This window comes from Acidovorax sp. 35-64-16 (genome assembly GCF_002281195.1).
In the GTDB taxonomy this organism is placed as follows: domain Bacteria; phylum Pseudomonadota; class Gammaproteobacteria; order Burkholderiales; family Burkholderiaceae_C; genus Acidovorax; species Acidovorax defluvii.
Window position 1 is genome coordinate 1 of the sequence record NZ_NCFM01000027.1, and the last position, 17,638, is coordinate 17,638.

15 protein-coding genes are annotated in these 17,638 nt (G+C 65.8%); 10 read left to right on the forward strand and 5 right to left on the reverse strand.

All coding sequences use genetic code 11. The features are described 5' to 3' along the window. The first annotated feature begins 269 nt into the window (after nt 1-269). Genes bioA through bioD form a run of 3 tightly spaced genes read left to right on the forward strand, consistent with a single transcriptional unit; the run spans nt 270 to nt 3,572 of the window. Nucleotides 270-1,586, forward strand: coding sequence for an adenosylmethionine--8-amino-7-oxononanoate transaminase (gene bioA, locus B7Y64_RS14340; RefSeq protein ID WP_291329216.1), 1,317 nt, complete (start codon nt 270-272; stop codon nt 1,584-1,586). Beyond that, nucleotides 1,576-2,793: an 8-amino-7-oxononanoate synthase gene (bioF, locus tag B7Y64_RS14345; protein ID WP_291324789.1), complete on the forward strand. Its 1,218-nt coding sequence runs from the start codon at nt 1,576-1,578 to the stop codon at nt 2,791-2,793. Before bioA ends, bioF begins: the two co-directional genes overlap by 11 nt. After that, entirely contained in the window at nt 2,790-3,572 is a 783-nt protein-coding gene (gene bioD / locus B7Y64_RS14350) for a dethiobiotin synthase (protein WP_291324788.1), read from the forward strand. The genes bioF and bioD overlap by 4 nt, the downstream gene beginning before the upstream one ends. Here the strand turns inward: bioD and B7Y64_RS14355 are convergent. The 5 genes from B7Y64_RS14355 to B7Y64_RS14375 form a co-directional block, all read right to left on the reverse strand. Beyond that, nucleotides 3,569-4,651 (reverse strand): Ldh family oxidoreductase, encoded by a 1,083-nt coding sequence (locus B7Y64_RS14355; RefSeq protein WP_291329218.1) that lies wholly within the window; start codon nt 4,649-4,651, stop codon nt 3,569-3,571. The genes bioD and B7Y64_RS14355 overlap by 4 nt on opposite strands. 76 nt (nt 4,652-4,727) lie before the next feature. Continuing rightward, on the reverse strand, nt 4,728-6,563 hold the full coding sequence (locus B7Y64_RS14360; RefSeq protein WP_291324787.1) for a gamma-glutamyltransferase family protein: 1,836 nt from the start codon (nt 6,561-6,563) through the stop codon (nt 4,728-4,730). Nucleotides 6,564-6,725: 162 nt separating this feature from the next. Then, nucleotides 6,726-8,303, reverse strand: a complete 1,578-nt coding sequence (locus tag B7Y64_RS14365) for an alkaline phosphatase D family protein (protein ID WP_291324786.1) — start codon at nt 8,301-8,303, stop codon at nt 6,726-6,728. 54 nt (nt 8,304-8,357) lie between these two features. Beyond that, nucleotides 8,358-9,884: a GGDEF domain-containing protein gene (locus B7Y64_RS14370; RefSeq protein WP_291324785.1), complete on the reverse strand. Its 1,527-nt coding sequence runs from the start codon at nt 9,882-9,884 to the stop codon at nt 8,358-8,360. Nucleotides 9,885-9,975: 91 nt separating this feature from the next. Further along, on the reverse strand, nt 9,976-10,950 hold the full coding sequence (locus tag B7Y64_RS14375) for an NADPH:quinone oxidoreductase family protein (protein WP_291324784.1): 975 nt from the start codon (nt 10,948-10,950) through the stop codon (nt 9,976-9,978). A 165-nt stretch (nt 10,951-11,115) separates the two neighbouring features. Between B7Y64_RS14375 and surE the strand changes: the two genes are divergently transcribed. From surE to ndk, 7 genes are all read left to right on the forward strand, one after another. Beyond that, nucleotides 11,116-11,904 (forward strand): 5'/3'-nucleotidase SurE, encoded by a 789-nt coding sequence (gene surE, locus B7Y64_RS14380; RefSeq protein WP_024814580.1) that lies wholly within the window; start codon nt 11,116-11,118, stop codon nt 11,902-11,904. After that, nucleotides 11,904-12,680 (forward strand): protein-L-isoaspartate(D-aspartate) O-methyltransferase, encoded by a 777-nt coding sequence (locus tag B7Y64_RS14385; RefSeq protein ID WP_024814581.1) that lies wholly within the window; start codon nt 11,904-11,906, stop codon nt 12,678-12,680. Before surE ends, B7Y64_RS14385 begins: the two co-directional genes overlap by 1 nt. 11 nt (nt 12,681-12,691) lie before the next feature. Next, nucleotides 12,692-13,573, forward strand: coding sequence for a peptidoglycan DD-metalloendopeptidase family protein (locus B7Y64_RS14390; protein ID WP_291324783.1), 882 nt, complete (start codon nt 12,692-12,694; stop codon nt 13,571-13,573). A 62-nt stretch (nt 13,574-13,635) separates the two neighbouring features. Then, nucleotides 13,636-14,664 (forward strand): RluA family pseudouridine synthase, encoded by a 1,029-nt coding sequence (locus B7Y64_RS14395; RefSeq protein ID WP_291324792.1) that lies wholly within the window; start codon nt 13,636-13,638, stop codon nt 14,662-14,664. Nucleotides 14,665-14,816: 152 nt separating this feature from the next. Next, nucleotides 14,817-15,557 (forward strand): SMC-Scp complex subunit ScpB, encoded by a 741-nt coding sequence (scpB, locus tag B7Y64_RS14400; protein ID WP_024814584.1) that lies wholly within the window; start codon nt 14,817-14,819, stop codon nt 15,555-15,557. After that, nucleotides 15,554-17,125: a pseudouridine synthase gene (locus B7Y64_RS14405; protein WP_291324782.1), complete on the forward strand. Its 1,572-nt coding sequence runs from the start codon at nt 15,554-15,556 to the stop codon at nt 17,123-17,125. The genes scpB and B7Y64_RS14405 overlap by 4 nt, the downstream gene beginning before the upstream one ends. Nucleotides 17,126-17,212: 87 nt before the next feature. Next, entirely contained in the window at nt 17,213-17,638 is a 426-nt protein-coding gene (gene ndk, locus B7Y64_RS14410; RefSeq protein ID WP_111868308.1) for a nucleoside-diphosphate kinase, read from the forward strand.

Consider the following 17,638-nt stretch of genomic DNA (forward strand, 5'->3'; position numbering starts at 1 on the left):
GCAAGTGCCTGGGCTGGCGTACTCCGCATGAGGTGTTCTATGGGCTGGAGATCACTCCGCTTAGACTTGAGACTCGCGCACTTCGTACTTGAATCCGCGGGTTCAAATACTGTCCCCTGGCTTCGGTGCGCCGATAAAGCGGTGTAACCGGGGTGGAGGCCGGGTGCGATACTTGCCCCGGTTTTTCATCCCCATCCGCGCGGGGGCGTGCATGTGCCTTGCGCCGGCCCTTCATCCATGCCCGGTTTTCCGGGCAAGTGAGTTGTTGATTGAAGTCCCTGAACTCCCCCGATCTGGCCGCCCGCAGCCTGGCTGCGCTCTGGCATCCCTGCACCCAGATGGCGCGTGCCGCCGTCACGCCACCGCTGGCCATCGCCCGGGGTGAAGGGCCCTGGCTTTTCGACCTGGAAGGGCGGCGCTATTTCGACGCCAACAGCTCGTGGTGGGTCAACCTGTTCGGGCACTCGGATGCCGGTATCCGCGCCGCCATCACGCACCAGCTGGAAACCCTGCCCCACGTCATGCTGGCCGGTTGCACCCATGCGCCCGCGGTCGAGCTGGCGGAAAAGCTCTCGGCACTGACCGGTGGGGCGCTGGGCCACGCCTTCTTTGCCAGCGACGGCGCCTCGGCCGTCGAGATCGCGCTGAAGATGAGCTTTCATTCGTGGTCCAACCGGGGCCAGGCGGACAAGCGCGAATTCGTCTGTCTGCGCAACGGCTACCACGGCGAAACCATTGGCGCGCTGGCCGTGACCGACGTGGCGGTGTTCCGCGATGCCTACGACCCGCTGCTGATGCGCGCCCACATCGTCGATTCGCCCGATGCGCGCCAGGGCCCGGGCAGCGAGGCGCGCGCGCTGGCCGACCTGCGCCGCGTGCTCACCGCGCGGCGCGGCCATGTGGCCGCCCTCATCATCGAGCCGCTGGTGCAGTGCGCCGCAGGCATGGCCATGCACGAGCCCTCTTACCTGCGCGCCGTGCGGGCGCTGTGCGACGAGTTCGATATCCACCTCATTGCCGACGAGATCGCGGTGGGCTGCGGGCGCAGCGGCACCTTCTTTGCATTCGAGCAGGGCGAGTGCGGCTGGCCCGACTTCATCACGCTGTCCAAGGGCATCAGCGGCGGCACCTTACCGCTGTCGCTGGTGCTGACCACCGAAACGGTCTACCAGAGCTTCTGGAGCGAGCAGGTGGGGCGCGGTTTTCTGCATTCGCACTCTTACACCGGCAACGCACTGGCCTGCGCGGCGGCCAATGCCGTGCTCGACCGCTTTGCTGCCGACCAGGTGCTGGAAAAAAACCGCGTGCAGGCCGGGCTGCTGGCCGAGGCCTTCGCGCCGCTGGCAACCGATCCGCGCGTGCACCACCTGCGCCAGCGCGGGATGATTCTGGCGTTCGACGTGCGCGAACCCGGTGAGCGGTTTGCCGAGCGCTTTCACCTGGCCGCACGCGCGCACGAGCTGCTGATCCGCCCCATCGGCGCCACGGTGTACCTGATGCCGCCTTACCTGATTGACGCGCCCGCGGCGCAGTTTTTGTTCCAGGCCGTGATGGCCACGCTGTCGGAGGTGTTGGATGCTGCTTGACCACCTGAACCAGAAACTGCAGGCCATCGCAGCCAAGGATCTGACACGCGTGCTGCGCGAGGCCCAGAGCGCCACGGCACCGGTGCAGCGCGTGCGCGGTGCCGATGGGCAATCGCGTGAGCTGCTGATGTTCTGCAGCAACGACTACCTGGGCCTGGCCGCACACCCCGCGCTGGCTGACGCGCTGGCCGAGGGCGCGCGCCTGTACGGTGCTGGCTCGGGCTCGTCGCACCTCATCAGCGGGCATTCGAGCGCGCACGCGGCGCTGGAGCGTGCCCTGGCGGCGGCCGTGGCGCCCGCCATTCCCGACGCCGAGGCGCTTTTTTTCTGCACCGGCTTCATGGCCAACCTGGCGGTGCTGACGGCCCTGGGCGATGCCGATGCGGTGATTTTTTCGGAAGAGCTGAACCATGCCTCGCTGATCGACGGTGCACGCCTGGCCAAGGCGTCGGTGCAGCGCTATGCGCACTGCAATGTGGCGCAGCTGGATGCGCTGCTGGGTGCCTGCACGGCCCGTATCAAGCTGATCGTCACCGATGCGGTGTTCAGCATGGATGGCGACGTGGCCCCGCTCGATGCCCTGCTGGCGCTGGCCGAACGGCACGATGCCTGGCTGGTGGTGGACGATGCCCATGGCTTCGGCGTGTTGGGGCCGCAGGGGCGCGGCACACTGGCGCACTTTGGCCTGCGCAGCGAGCGGCTGATCATGGTGGGCACGCTGGGCAAGGCCGCCGGTGTGGCGGGCGCCTTTGTGGCCGCGCACCCCACGGTCATCCAATACCTGATCCAGGCCGCGCGTGCCTATATCTTCACCACCGCCGCGCCGCCCGCCGTGGCCCATGCGCTGCTGCAAAGCCTGGCGCTGATGGCGGGCGAAGAGGGCGAAAAGCGCCGCGCCAACCTCGTGCGCCTGCAGGCGCAGCTGCGGGCCGGTGTGGGCGCCATCCTGGCGCGCCACCCTGGCCTGGGCTGGCGGTTGGTGGCGTCGGACACACCCATCCAGCCGCTGGTCATTGGCGAGAACGCTGCCGCGCTGCGGGTGGCCGCCATCCTCGACCGCGCCGGTCTGCGCGTGCCGGCGATTCGTCCGCCCACCGTGGCGCCGGGCACGGCACGCCTGCGCATTACCCTGTGTGGCACGCACAGCGCGGCTGACATTGATCGCCTGCTGGAGGCGCTGGCCGAAGCCGCAGCGGAGCTGGCATGACGCGCGGTTTTTTCGTCGCCGGGCCGCCCCAAGATGAAAAGCAGCCCCCTCGGGGGGGCAGCGACCCGCGAAGCGGCGGAGCGTGGGGGGCATTTTTCATCACCGGCACCGACACCGAGATCGGCAAGACCGCCATCACCGCCGCGCTCACGCACCTGGCGGCGCAGTCGGGCCTGCGCGCGGCTGCCATCAAGCCGCTGGCGGCGGGGCAGGACTGCGTGGACGGCCGCTGGGTCAATGAAGACGTGCTGCGCCTGCGCGCGGCCAGCAACATGGACCTGCGCGATGACGAGGTGGGCCCGCTGCAACTGCGCACGCCCTGTGCGCCGCACATCGCCGCCCGCCTGGAGGGCCGCACCATCTCGCGCGATTCGCTGCTGGCCGCCGTGCGCGGTGTGGCGGCGCGGGCGGACATCGCATTTGTCGAAGGCGTGGGCGGGTTTCGGGTGCCGCTAGTCCCTGGCTGGGACACCGCCGACCTGGCCGTGGACCTGGGGCTGCCGGTGGTGCTGGTGGTGGGCCTGCGCCTGGGCTGCATCAACCACGCGCTGCTCACGGCCGAAGCCGTGCGCGCGCGCGGCCTGCCATTGGCCGGCTGGGTGGCCAATACGGTCGATGCCGCCATGCCGTATGTTGCCGACAACCTGGCTGCGCTGGAGGCGGGCCTTTTGGCCCCCTTGCTGGGCCATGTGCCCCGGCTCTCCGACCCGCATCCGGCAGCCATTGCGGCCCATTTGCCAAAGGCGCTGGCACTGTTGCTGGCGCAGCAGGCCGCTTAGGCGAGAGGCCGGGGCGCGGCTGGTTCACTGAACCAGGGTGCCGCTGCCAGGCCGCGCAGCCGGGCGAGTTCTTCGCTGTCGATCGCGATGCCGTGGCGCTCGGATTCGGCGCGCTGCTGGTAGCGGCGGTCGCCGGGCTGGCGGGCCTGGCCGGCGGCGCGCATTTGCTGCACCAGGGTTTCGGTGCGCTGCGCAAAATTGTGGCCAGCGCCCTTGCCGGGGTCGATCACGATGAGCAGCTCGCCCGTCCTGGGCGTTTTGGCGCCGGGGTGCTGCGACCAGTCAAAGTCAAACGAGAAGTTGCCGCCCGTGAGCGCCGCAGCCAGCAGCTCGACCATCATCGACAGGGCCGATCCCTTGTAGCCGCCAAACGGCAGCAGCGCACCGCCGTCCAGGATGGCGGCCGGGTCGCAGGTGGGCTGGCCGTGGCGGTCCACGCCGTAGCCCTCGGGCAGGGTGTGGCCTGCGCGCGCGGCAATCTGCACGTCGCCGTGGGCGATGGCGCTGGTGGCGAGGTCAAACACCAGCGGGTCGCCCCCTGTGCACGGCGCGGCAAAGGCGATGGGGTTGGTGCCAAACAAGGCCTTGTGCCCACCCGTGGGCACCACGCAGGCCATGCTGTTCACGAAGGCCAGCGCCACCAGCCCTTCGCGGGCAAAGGGCTCCACGTCGGGCCAGAGCGCGGCGAAATGGTGCGAGTTGCGGATGGCCAGCAGCGCAATGCCGTTGCGGCGCGCCTTGTCGATCAGCAGGCCGCGCGCGGCCTGCAGGGCGGGCTGTGCAAAACCGTTGCCGGCATCCACCGCCACGTAGCCGGGTGCCACGTCTTGCACCTGCGGCACGGCCTGCCCATTGACCCAGCCGCTGGCCAGCGTGGAAAGGTAGCCAGGGATGCGAAAGATGCCATGGCTTTCGGCGCCGTCGCGCTGGGCGCTGGCGCAGTTGGCGGCCAGCACGGCGGCCACTTCGGCCGAGGTGCCGTGGCGCAAAAAGATCTGGGTGAGCAGGGCTTGCAGCTCGGCGCAGGAAACCAGCGAAGTGCCGGCGCTGTGGGGAATGTGCGGAGTCGGTGCGGGCATGTGTATTTGCTATGTTTTGTATAGCTGCTTGCGCTTATTTATAAAGCGCTAGAGCCTGTTTTGATGCTGATTATTATCAGTCACCCATCACCACGCCTTCGCGCCGCGGGTCGGCGCCGCCCAGCCATACCTTTTTGCCATGGGCCTGGCCCCGGGTGATGGCCTGCAGGCCGCTGGTCATGTTCATCTCGCGCACCTCGGCGCCGCGTGCGCGCAGGGTCTGCACTGTGGCGGGAGGGAAGCGGTTTTCTTCCAGCAGCGTGGGGCCGTTCATGGAGCCGAAATTGGGCAGGTTGATGGCCTGCTGCGGCATCAGGCCCCAGTTGAGCACGCCATACAGCGCCTTGGCCGTGTAGTGGATGATGGCCGCGCCGCCGGGGCTGCCGCCGCTCATCAGAAGCTCGCCGCTGGCCTGGTCAAACACCAGCGTGGGCGCCATGGACGAGCGCGGCCGCTTGCCCGGCTGCACGCGGTTGGCAATGGGCTGGCCCTGGGCGTCGGTGGGGGCAAAGCTGAAGTCGGTGAGTTCGTTGTTGAGCAAAAAGCCCCCGCGGCGCGCGGCGCTGGTGGTGACCATCTGGCGTGAGCCAAACTGGTCTTCGATGGTGGTGGTCATGGCCACCGCGTTGCCAAAGGCGTCCACGATGCTGATGTGGCTGGTGCCGTATTCGGGCTGCTCGGGCATGGGGGCAAAGCTGGTGCGCAGGGCGCCCGGCGTGCCCGGTTGCGCCACCTTCATGCTCTGCGCACCGATCAGTTGGGCGCGGCTGGCCAGATAGGCGGGCTCCAGCAGGCTCATCCAGCTGCCGGCCGGGGGTTGCACGAAATCGGGGTCGGCCACGTAGAGCGCGCGGTCGGCAAAGGCCAGGCGCGCCGCTTCGGTGTAGAGGTGCAGCCAGTCGGCGCCGGGGGCGGGGCCGCGCAGACCGTCTTGCAGTGGTATGGCAGCCGCGTTGGTGTTTTGGAGGATGCCCAGGATCTGGCCGATGGCGATGGCGCCCGAACTCGGCGGCGGAAAGCCGCACACGCGGTAGTTGCGGGGCGCAACCTGGTAGCTGCTGCACAGGGCTTCGCGCTTCTTGGGCTGATAACCGGCCAGATCGGCCAGGCTGAGCTGGCCTGGATTGGTGGGGTGCGTGCGCACCTTGGTCACGATGGCCTGGGCCACGTCGCCCTCCAGCAGCGCCTTCGATCCCTGCCGGGCGATGGCCCGCAGCACCGTGGCCAGCTCGGGGTTCTTCAGCACATGGCCCACGGGCCAGGGTTTGCCAGCGGTGTCGTAGAAGTAGGCGGCGGCCACGGGGTCTTTGGACAGGAATTTGTCGTTGGCCAGCAAGGTGTTGAGCCGGGCGCTGACCTTGAAGCCGCCCTCGGCCAGTTGGATGGCGGGCTCGAACAGCTGCGCCCATGCCAGCTTGCCATGCTCGCGGTGTGCCAGCTCCAGCATGCGCACCGTGCCCGGAACGCCCACCGAGCGGCCGCCCACGACGGCGTCGTTGAAGGGCAGGGGCTTGCCGTCGGGGCCGATGAAGAGCTTGTCGGTGACGGCAGCGGGTGCTGTTTCGCGCCCGTCATAGGCTTCCACGCGGGTACCCGCAGCATGCAGCAGGAAGGCGCCGCCGCCAATGCCGCTCGACTGCGGCTCGACCAGCGTCAGCACCATCTGCACCGCAATGGCCGCGTCGATGGCCGAGCCGCCCGCCTTGAGCACCTGGTAGCCCGCGTCGGTGGCCAGCGGGTTGGCCGCGGCCACGGCAAACTTTTCAGTGGCCCAGCCCGGTTTTTCGGTGGTGCCCGACGAGCCCTCGGGCTGGCTGGGCACGGTGTAGGCCAGCGGCGGTGCGGTGTTGCAACCGGCCAGCAGCGCGGCGGCGGCGATCAGCGCAATGCGAAGGGGGGTGGTCTTGGGCATCCGGTGTTCTCCATGGGGTGGGCGGGAATCCATGGTAGCGGGCGGGCGGTTGGGGGCCGACCGTTGTTACATTGCGGAACAGCGCCTTGGATTTGTGCTGTTTTTGGCCTCTAGCGCTTTACCTGTAAGCGCTACTAGCTATCATTTCGTGAGCTAATCGGTTCACATCAGTACGGGGCCCGCCCGCCCGTCTTCCACCACGAAGCGCGCCAGGGTGGACGCGCCACTGTCGGCCCGCAAGGGGTCGTCCACCACGCGCAAGGTGGTGGTCCAGCGCTGCGGGGTGATGTCGGCCAGGCCGTAGCCGCGCTTGTCGCAGCGCGCCAGCAGCACATGCGGGTTGTGGCGGGCGATGGCATCCACCTTGTCCTGCGTGGTGCCTGCGCGCGAGCTGATCGAGGTGCCGCAGAACTCGCTGGCGACAACCGGCCCGGCAGGCTGCTGGCCGTCAGCCCCGGCATCGGCGAGCACCTTGCAGACATAGTTTTGGTGGATGTCGCCGCCCAGCAGCACGCTGTTGCGCGGTGCGTGGCGGGCCAGTGACTGCAGCAGGCGCGCGCGGGCGCCGGGGTAGCCGTCCCAGCTGTCGGTGGAGACCACGCCCGAGGGGTAGCGGCGGGGCGAGAACAGGGTTTGCTGCGCGATCACGCTCCAGCGGGTGCGGTCGTGCTGTGCATCGGCGGCCAGGCCCGCATCAAGCCACTGCTCCTGCGCAGCGCCCAGCAGGGTGCGTTGCGGGTCGGCGTGGGCGGCACAGTCTTGCGGGCGCACGGCGGCAGCCCCGCCCGTGTCGGCCGGGCGGCAAGCCTGCCACTGGCGGTGCTGGCGGGTGTCGAGCAGGTGCACCTGGGCCAGCCTGCCCCAGCGCAGGCGCCGGTACACCTGCAGGGCACCAAAGTCGGGCGCCAGCAGGCTGGCTGCACGCAGCGGCATGTTTTCGTAAAACGCCTGCCAGGCAGCGCTGCGCAGGGCCAGAAAAGCTGCTGGGTCGCCCTGGCTGCCCTTGCCTTGGGCGCCGGCGTAGTCGTTCTGCACCTCGTGGTCATCCCAGGTGACGGCCCACGGGCAGGCGGCATGGGCGGCCTGCAGGGCGGGGTCGCTCTTGTGCAGCGCATAGCGGTCGCGGAAGTCGGCCAGGGTGCTGGCGTGCCGCAGCGCGTGCACGCGGGCCAGGCCCGTGGTGGATGGTGGCGATGCGTATTCGTAGATGTAGTCGCCCAGAAAGAGCACCAGGTCGGGCTGGTCAGCGCACAGGTGGCGCCACGCGGCGTAGTGGCCGTGCTCCCAGCGCTGGCATGAGGCAAAGGCGATGCGCAGATGGGCGTCCATGGCATCGGCCGCAGGTGCGGTACGGGTGCGGCCCGTGGCGCTGATGGCGTCGCCCAGCATGAAGCGGTAGTGGTACCAGCGGGCCGGGGCCAGCCCGGTGAGCTCGACATGCACGCTGTGGCCCAGTGCGGGAAGCGCCGTGGCCTGCCCGCGCTGCACGATGCGCCGAAAGGCCGGGTCGTCGGCCAGCTCCCAGCGCACGGTGAACGGATCGCTGAGATCGCCGTGCTGTGTTGGCAGCAGTCGAGTCCAGAGCACCACGCCGTCGGGTGTGGGGTCGCCGCTGGCCACGCCCAGGGAAAACGGGTCGTGCTGCAGCGGGTGGTTGCTCCAGGCCCAGCGGGGCAGGGTGCCGGCAGCGGCCACCAGGGCGGCACGCTGCAGGAAGGCGCGGCGTTGCAGGGGTGTCATGGTGCGGAGTGTCGCGGCTGGCTGCAGGGCGAAAGCGACAGCCGCTCCAGCCGCTCAGGCGGCCATGACGCGGTTCTTGCCCGAGCGTTTGGCCAGGTACATGCTTTTGTCGGCCCGACGAATGGCATCGGCGCTGGTCTCGCCGTCACCCAGCTGGGCCACCCCGGCGCTGAAGGTGATCAGCAATTTTTCGGTGCCTTGCAGAAAGAAGCGGGTGGTCAGCTCGCGCTGCAGGCGCGTCATGGCGGCTACGCCGTTGGCGACGGTGGTGTCGGGCAAGATCAGCACGAACTCTTCGCCGCCATAGCGGGCCAGCAGGTCCTGGGGGCGCATGACTTCGCGGGTGACCTGGGTCAGGTGCACCAGCGCCGCATCGCCGGCGGTGTGGCCGAGGCGGTCGTTGATGGTCTTGAAATTGTCGATGTCGAGCAGCGCCAGACACAGCGGCGCACCCATGCGGTGCGCACGGGCCAGCTCACGCTCCATGGCCTCGTCCAGCCCCTTGCGGTTGAGCGAGCCGGTGAGCGGGTCGTGGCGTGCCTGGGCGCTGGCGCGGTCGAGTTCCTGCTGCAGTTGTGCCACCTGCGCCCGCTTGAGTTCGGTGCGCTCGCGCAGTTCGTGAAGCTCGTCGTGGGCCGTCCGGCTGTCCAGCGCCATGGAGCGGGTGGCTTGCATCACTTCCTGCAGCACGGGGGCAATTTCCTCCAGGGTGGTAGCTTTGCCGATGAGGTCGGCGCAGCGTTCCATCGTGCCATGGTAGGTGGTGCTGGAGTCGGTGATTTTTGCCAGGCGCTCAATGAAGGTGGACAGCATGTCCCTCATCTGCTCCTGGGCCTCGACGGTGCGGGCGTGGGCTTCGGTCTGCTTGAAGATCACGTCTTTCAGGCGCCGCTGCACATCGTCCAGCCGGCGCAGCGTGAGCGGCGGTGTGGAGGCGGCCATCAGTGCCTCGGCCTGGCCATGGAGCCAGCGGTCTTCCACGCTCAGCGCGGCGATGTTCTCGAACACCATGTGCAGCAGATCGAGCAGGCTGGAACGGATGGCGGCCTGGTCTTCGGTGGCAAACGACAGGCGATAAGTGAAGTTGCCCAGCATCAGCTGCACCGTCGATACGGGCGGGGCGGGCTCGCGCAGCAACTTGGTCAGCTGCTGGGCCATTTCATGCACGCGTGCATCGTCTTCGCCCAGCGCGGGCAGCGTGTTGTCGATCAGGCGGGCCAGCAGTTCTGCCAGGTCTTCGGGCAGGATGGTCAACGCGGTGGTTTCGGCGGCCACGGGTTCGGCGGTGGCCGGGTTGAGCCCCAGATTGGCGTAGCCCACCATCACGCTTTGCAGCGATGTCCAGTCCCTGTTGTCCACCGCCCGCTCCAACTGGCCCAGCAGCCGCTTTTGTGCCAGGGTCTGGCCCGGGAGCACCCGCAGAATGTGTTTTAGCGGCCCGTCCGGGAACGCCGGTGGGGTGCGGATGCCGGCAATTTCGTCATACAGCGCCAGATAGTTGTCTGGCGTTGGGGCCAGCCGTCGGATGGCCAGTTGCTTGAGCGTTTCGCGGGCAATTTCAGAGGGTTGTCGGTCCGCCATGTGCGAGCATCCGTGTCAGGGGTCTGGGGTGCGCGAGTTTGACACAGGGCGGCGGCTTCACGGCAAAGCCGTCCGCCTCGGTGGTTCGATTTCAGTTAACCATGACCAGCTTGCCCATCACGCCGCGCGAGCCCATGTGGGCATAGGCCGCGGGCAGCTCGGCCATGGGCATGGTGCGGTCGATCACGGGCTTGATCTTGCCCTGGCCATACCACTGGGCCAGCTCGCCCATCATGGCGGCATTGGCCTTGGGCTCGCGCTTGGCAAAGTCGCCCCAGAACACCCCAACGATCGAGGCACCCTTGAGGAGCGCCAGGTTGAATGGCAGTGCCGGGATGGGCCCCGAGGCAAAACCCACCACCAGGTAGCGGCCGCGCCAGGCGATAGAGCGGAAGGCCGGCTCGGCAAAGTCACCGCCCACGGGGTCGTAAATCACGTCCGGCCCCTTGCCATCGGTCAAGGCCTTGATCGCATCGCGCAGGTTTTCCTTGCTGTAGTTGATGGTGGCGTCGGCGCCAATCGAGGTGCACAGCGCGCATTTTTCATCGCTGGAGGCCGCTGCGATCACGCGTGCGCCCATGGCCTTGGCGATCTGTATGGCTGCGGTGCCCACGCCACCGGCGGCGCCGAGCACCAGCACGGTTTCGCCGACCTTGAGCTGGGCGCGATCCACCAGCGCGTGGTGGGATGTGGCGTAAATCATGATGAATGCGGCCGCATCCACATGCGAAAAGCCGTCTGGCAGCGGCATGCACAGGGCTGCCGGGGCAATGGTGTGGGTGCCAAAGCCACCGGTGCCCGACAGGCAGGCAACGTTCTGGCCGACCTTCAGATGCGTGACCCCATCGCCCACGGCTGCCACCACGCCTGCGTACTCCGAGCCGGGCACAAATGGCAGGGGTGGCTTCATCTGGTACTTGTTCTGCACGATCAGCAGATCCGGAAAGTTCAGGCTGGCGGCCTTGATCTCGATGAGCACCTCGCCCGCTTTGGGGGTGGGGGTGGGCAGTTCGGTCCAGGTGAGCGCGTCAACGCCGGTGGGGTTCGTGCAAAGCCAAGCGTGCATGGGTATGTCTCCGGTCTGTCTCTTGATGATGGGGCGCATGATAGGTGGGGGGGCCGCGCAGGGGTTGTCCCCCGAGCGACGGCCGCGTTGGCAGCCGCTCGCTGACCCCGGGCGTTCGCGCGCGGGGTGCCGCACCTACAATCCGTTGCAACCTCTACTGCAACCATGAAGATTCTCATTTCCAACGACGACGGCTACCAGGCGCCAGGCATCGTGGCGCTGCACGATGCGCTCAAAACCCTTGACGGGGTGGAGGTGGAGGTCGTTGCCCCCGAGCACAACAACAGTGCCAAGTCCAACGCGCTTACCCTGCATTCACCGCTGTATGTGCACAAGGCAGCCAACGGCTTTCGCTATGTGAATGGCACGCCGGCCGATTGCGTTCATATCGCCCTCACGGGACTGCTTGGATACCGACCCGATCTGGTGGTATCCGGCATCAACAACGGCGCCAACATGGGCGACGACACCATCTATTCGGGCACCGTGGGCGCTGCCATGGAGGGGTTTCTTTTTGGCATTCCGGCCATGGCGGTATCCCAGGTGGACAAAGGCTGGGGCGAAATCGAGGCTGCGGCGCACAAAACCCGCGAAATCGTTGCGCAGATGATGGCGCAGAACCTGGTGGCCGAGGCGCCGTGGTTGCTCAATATCAACATTCCGAACATGCCGCTGCAGGCATTGCGCCCCCTGAAACTGTGCCGCTTGGGACGCCGCCATGCGGCCGAGCGGGTGATCGTGCAGGAGAGCCCGCGCGGGGACGTGATGTATTGGATCGGCGGGGCTGGCGCAGCCAAGGATGAAGCTGAAGGCACCGATTTTCACGCGACAGCCCAGGGGCATGTGTCGGTGACCCCGTTGAAGGTGGATCTGACCGACCACGACAATCTGGGTTATTGGGCGCAGACGGCGTCCCGCTTGGTGACCGCTGGTTCAGTGGCCCCGCAGCGGTGATGCAGCGCAGACCCGGTTTTCCGGCCCGCCTGGATGGCGCTGGGGGTGCCGCCTCCAAGCCTGCGCCAGCCCCGTTGCGCCCGACGGTGCGCCCCAATGTGCCGGCAGCGCCCCACGGTGTTGGGCTGGATTCGGCTGCGGTGCGCGCGCGCATGGTGCAAAAGCTCGCGGCGGGCGGCATTGCATCACCATTGGTGCTTCAGGCCCTCTCGTCGGTGGAGCGGCACCGCTTTGTTGATAGTGCGTTGGTGAATCAGGCTTACGAAGACACCAGTTTGCCCATCGGCCTGGCGCAGACCATTTCCAAGCCCAGCGTGGTGGCGCGCATGTGCGAACTGCTGTTGGGCGCAGAGTGCGCGCGCGCTGGCGGGTTGGGCCGGGTGCTCGAAATCGGCACCGGCTGCGGCTACCAGGCCGCGGTGCTCGGCCGTCTAGCGCGCGAGGTGTATTCGATCGAGCGCTTGCGCGGCCTGCACGAGAAGGCGCGCGACAATCTGCGCCATCTGCGGCTGGCCAATGTGCACCTGTTGTTTGGCGATGGCATGCAAGGTTATGCCAAGGGCGCACCCTATGCGGCCATCATCGCAGCGGCTGGCGGCGAAGCCGTACCGCAGGCCTGGTGTGATCAATTGGCCTTGGGCGGGCGCCTCGTGGCGCCCATGGCGCTTGCTGGCGGGCAGCAAGTGTTGCTTGTCATCGACAAAACCGCGCACGGATTGAAACAAAGCGTTCTCGAACCGGTTCATTTTGTCCCTCTAAAATCGGGGATTGCCTGAAGGGAATGCTTATGTTGGTATCACGTAGTCTTGTCGTTGGGGTTTCCGTCACGTTGACGGCGCTTGTGCTTGCTGGCTGCGGAACCCGTATGACGAAGGCTCCCGTGGAGGACCGTGGAACGTCTTCTGCCTCGTCGTCGCCTTCGTCAGTGCCTGGCGTGGTGGTGACACCCATCAAGCCCTTGCCGGGGGCTGAGAATGCAGGAAAACCGGGTTACTACACTGTCAAGGCCGGAGATACGCTGATTCGCATTGGCCTTGAAAATGGCCAAGGCTGGAAGGACATTGCGCGCTGGAACAACCTGGACAATGCCAACCTGATCGAGGTGGGGCAGGTGCTGCGAGTGGCGCCCCCCTCGGCCACGGCGGCCACCGAAACGGGCGTGGTGGCGCGTCCTGTTGCCTCTTCGGCTGTTGTTCCTGCTTCGGCTGCCAGCACGCCCAAGCCTGCCGCCAGTGCTGCGGTGGCTGTGCCTGCGCCAATCCCAGCCACTACCCCCGCTGCGGCAGCAGCCTCATCGGAAGACGACGTTCCTTTCATCTGGCCTGCTTCTGGCACTCTGCTGGCAGGTTTTGATGAGGCCCGTAACAAGGGCTACGATATTTCCGGTAAAGCCGGAGACCCGGTTCTTGCGGCGGCTGACGGGCGGGTGGTGTATGCGGGCGCCGGTCTGCGGGGCTATGGCAATCTCGTTATTTTGAAGCACAACAACACCTTTTTGACCGCCTATGCGCACAACCAGGCATTGCTGGTCAAGGAAGACCAGACGGTGCGGCGCGGCCAAAAAATTGCGGAAATGGGCAGTACGGATGCTGACCGCGTCAAGCTGCACTTCGAAATTCGGCGCCAGGGCAAACCCGTGGACCCTGTCCGCTACTTGCCAGCGCGTTGAGTTTGACTTCTGTCGCACTGTCTGCCGTGCCTGATGCAGCCCCAACGGGTCGTCTCGACGAAATAACAGCCGGTAGGGCCGCGTCTGCCGCGGGTTCGGCCGAAACCCCGGATGAACTCGGCTTATCGGATGAGTTTACTGGCCTTGCCGAGGCTGAATCCGAGTTGCGGCAAGTGGTGGTGGGTGTGGCCCAGCATGGCGCGCGCCTGGACCGCGCGCTGGTCGAGCTGGTGCCCGAGTTTTCCCGCAGCTATCTGCAGCAGCTTCTGTCGCAGGGTCTTGTTTCACTGAACGGTCGTCCGGCCACCAAGGCGGCTGTGCGGGTGAAGGCCGGCGACCCGGTCTCGGTCGAGATGCGCCCGACGCTGCAGAGCCAGGCATTTCGCCCGGAGTCGCTGCCCATCGATGTGGTTTACGAAGACGAGCACCTGCTGGTAATTAACAAGCCGGCGGGCCTGGTCGTTCATCCCGCCCCGGGAAACTGGGGTGGAACGCTGCTGAACGGGCTTCTTGCGCGCGATGAAAAGGCGCAATGGGTGCCCCGCGCGGGCATCGTGCACCGCCTTGACAAGGACACCAGTGGCCTGATGGTTGTTGCCAAGGATCGGGCCACTATGGATGCGCTCGTGTGCATGATCGCCGAGCGGGCAGTGCATCGGCAATACCTGGCCTTGGCGCACCGGCCCTGGACGGGGCCCCACAGCCGGACGGTGCAAGCCCCCATCGGGCGCGATCCACGCAACCGTTTGCGCATGGCTGTAGTCGACCTGGACAGTCATCCCGGAAAAACTGCGCGCACGGATGTGCGATGGCTTGCAGGCAATGACCTCGGTTGCTGGGTGGAGTGCACCTTGCACACTGGGCGCACCCATCAGATTCGGGTGCACATGGCATCCATCGGGCACCCGCTGGTTGCCGACAGTCTTTATGGAGGGGCTTATGCTGCGGGAATGGAGCGCCAGGCGCTTCATGCCTATCGGCTGTGTTTTGCGCATCCGGTCTCAGGGCGGGCGCTCGAGTTTCGCGCACCATTGCCGGACGATCTGGCGCAGGCGTTGTCGCAGTGGGGCCTGGGCTACAATCCGCCCTGACGGTCTGCCAGGCCGTGTTCGCCCGAAGGCGGTCTCCCGCCAAGTGGTGCGTCGCTCCAGAGTTTCTTCCTGGTGCGCTCTTGATTGACTCCTGCAGTTGGTGTGGTGCCTGCTATCGGCACATGGCCAAATTTTCCCGGAATCGCTGAACCATGAATACGGTGGATGCCAAACGGGTCCTCGAAACCGCCCTGATCTGCGCTGCGCAGCCCATGGCTGTGCGAGAGCTGCGTGTACTTTTTGATGATGCGCTGGGGTCGGACACACTGAAAGTCCTCTTGCAGGAGCTTCAGCAGGACTGGGCCCTGCGAGGGGTCGAGCTGGTGCAGGTGGCTTCTGGTTGGCGATTCCAAAGCCGCCCCGAAATGCGGGAGTACCTGGACAAGCTTCACCCGGAGAAGCCCCCGCGCTATTCCCGTGCCACGCTGGAGACATTGGCCATCATTGCCTACCGCCAGCCGGTGACGCGCGGAGATATCGAAGATATCCGGGGTGTCACGGTCAATAGTCTGATCGTGAAGCAACTGGAGGATCGAGGTTGGGTGGAGGTCATTGGGCATCGGGAAACCGTAGGCCGCCCTGCGCTGTTTGCCACCACACGCCAGTTTCTGGACGACTTGGGGCTGCAGTCGCTGGACCAGTTGCCGGTGCTGGATGACCCCACCGGTAGCTCCAATGTCCTGGAGGCAATGGCCTCGTTGGGAAACCTGCAGGGCACCTTGGAGATGGATGGAGACGATGTTCCAAACCGCCTTCCTTTGGGCGATGAAGGGTTGTCCGGGATGGATTTGCAAGAGGCGCAGCAGCAGACGCAGGCCAAGCCAAGTGCGGAGACGGATCTCCGTGATGAACAAGTTGGCGCCCCAGGGGGCGTCACGGGAAATAATTTATGAACGATTCCACTTCAGATCCTCAGGACATGTCTCAAGAGACGGAGAGTTCTGACGTCGCAGTGCCTGCCAAAAAAGCTGTAGCACGCAAAAACACCCGCAAAAAAGCGGAGCCAATGGCTGGCGTCGCTGGGGATGTGGTGATTGAGGCTCCAGCCGGGTTCTCCGGCGAGGGCGATGCACTGCACCTGTCGGCGAATCTTGCCGCGGAACATGAGCCCGCACTGGCGTCAGCAGCTCCATTGAGCAATGCCGATGTTCCATCTGACGGCGGAATTACCACGTCGCAGTCGACCGCTGGCAAGCGCGAGGCCGGTGCCAGGCGCCAGGCGACGCCGCGCCCAGCTGGCCTCACCGGGTCTGGAAAGCGATCTACGGCTGCCGCGGTCGATGGTTACCAGTTTGAAGATGTCATTTCGGGTCGTTTCGATGCCGATGAGGTCGGTGGCGAGGCCGTAGCAACCAAGCGCGTGCTGTTGCCTCAGGTGGAAACGCCCAAACTTCACAAGGTGCTTGCGCAGGCCGGGCTGGGCTCTCGTCTGGAGATGGAGCAGTTGATTCTTGAAGGCAGGATCTCGGTGAACAACGAGCCTGCGCACATTGGTCAACGCGTGCAGTTTGGCGATCAGGTGAAGGTGAATGGCAAGCCGATCCGCTATCGCATTGATCCTCCACCTGCGCGTGTTATTGCTTACCACAAGCCTGTTGGCGAGGTGGTTTCCCACGATGACCCGCAAAACCGGCCGACGGTGTTTCGCAAGCTTCCTCGTTTGCAACAAGGCAAATGGCAGTCCGTCGGTCGCCTGGATCTGAACACTGAGGGTCTGCTTCTGTTCACCAGCTCGGGTGAGTTGGCCAACAAGCTGATGCACCCCCGGTTTGGACTGGAGCGGGAATATGCCGTGCGCGTCCTGGGAGCCCTGAGCAACGAAGAAAAACAGCACCTGCTGGACGGCGTTCGGCTGGACGACGGCATGGCTGCGTTTGGTTCGATCGAGGATGGAGGTGGTGAAGGCTCCAATTGCTGGTATCGCGTCACCATATCGGAAGGGCGCAATCGCGAGGTTCGTCGCATGCTGGAGGCGGTGGGCCACGCTGTCAGTCGCCTGATCCGGATCCGCTACGGCGCAATGGTCTTGCCCCGGGGGCTGAAAAGAGGGGCCTGGCTGGAGCTCGATGAGAGCGATATTCGGGCCCTGGTTCAGGCCGCCTCGGCTGGACGCCCGGAAGCCCCCGAGGCCCGCAGCAACGAAGTGCCCACTGGTGGAGACCGGGGGAATCGGAGCCGTGGAGGCGGCGGTAAACGCATGGGTGATGGCCGAAAGCGTCCGCCAGGAGCCAACGGCAGTGCAGGTGGACCGCGTGGACAGGCACCTCGCAGGTCTGATGATCCGAGTGCACGAGGTGGAAACCCGGATCGCCAGCGAGGCAGTGCACAACCCGATCCCATGAAAACGTCGGTCGGATACATTGGCGTGGACAGTTTGTCACGCCACCGTCAGGATCAGCGCCGCACGGGCGGCGGTGGGCGTACTGGCGGCGGCGTGCAGCGTCGCGGCGGAAATCGCTAATTCTTTGGGGATTCCTTGCCCGGTTAGAATCGAAAGCTTTGCCCGACGGGCGAAAAAATTACAGCAACATCACATCAGGAAATCAAAATGGCCATCGAACGTACTCTTTCCATCATCAAGCCCGACGCAGTTGCCAAGAATGTCATCGGCCAGATCTATGCCCGCTTTGAAGCCGCTGGCCTCAAGGTCGTTGCTGCCCGCATGGCGCACCTCTCGCGCCTGGAGGCTGAGCAGTTCTATGCGGTGCACAAGGCACGTCCTTTCTTCAAGGATCTGGTTGATTTCATGATTTCCGGCCCCGTCATGATTCAGGCGCTGGAAGGCGAGAACGCGATTTTGAAGAACCGCGAACTGATGGGTGCAACGGATCCCAAGAAGGCTGAGGCCGGTACCATTCGTGCTGACTTTGCAGACAGCATTGATGCCAACGCCGTGCACGGTTCCGATGCGCCTGAAACTGCTCAGGTGGAGATCGCGTTCTTCTTCCCAGGCATGAACGTCTACTCGCGCTGA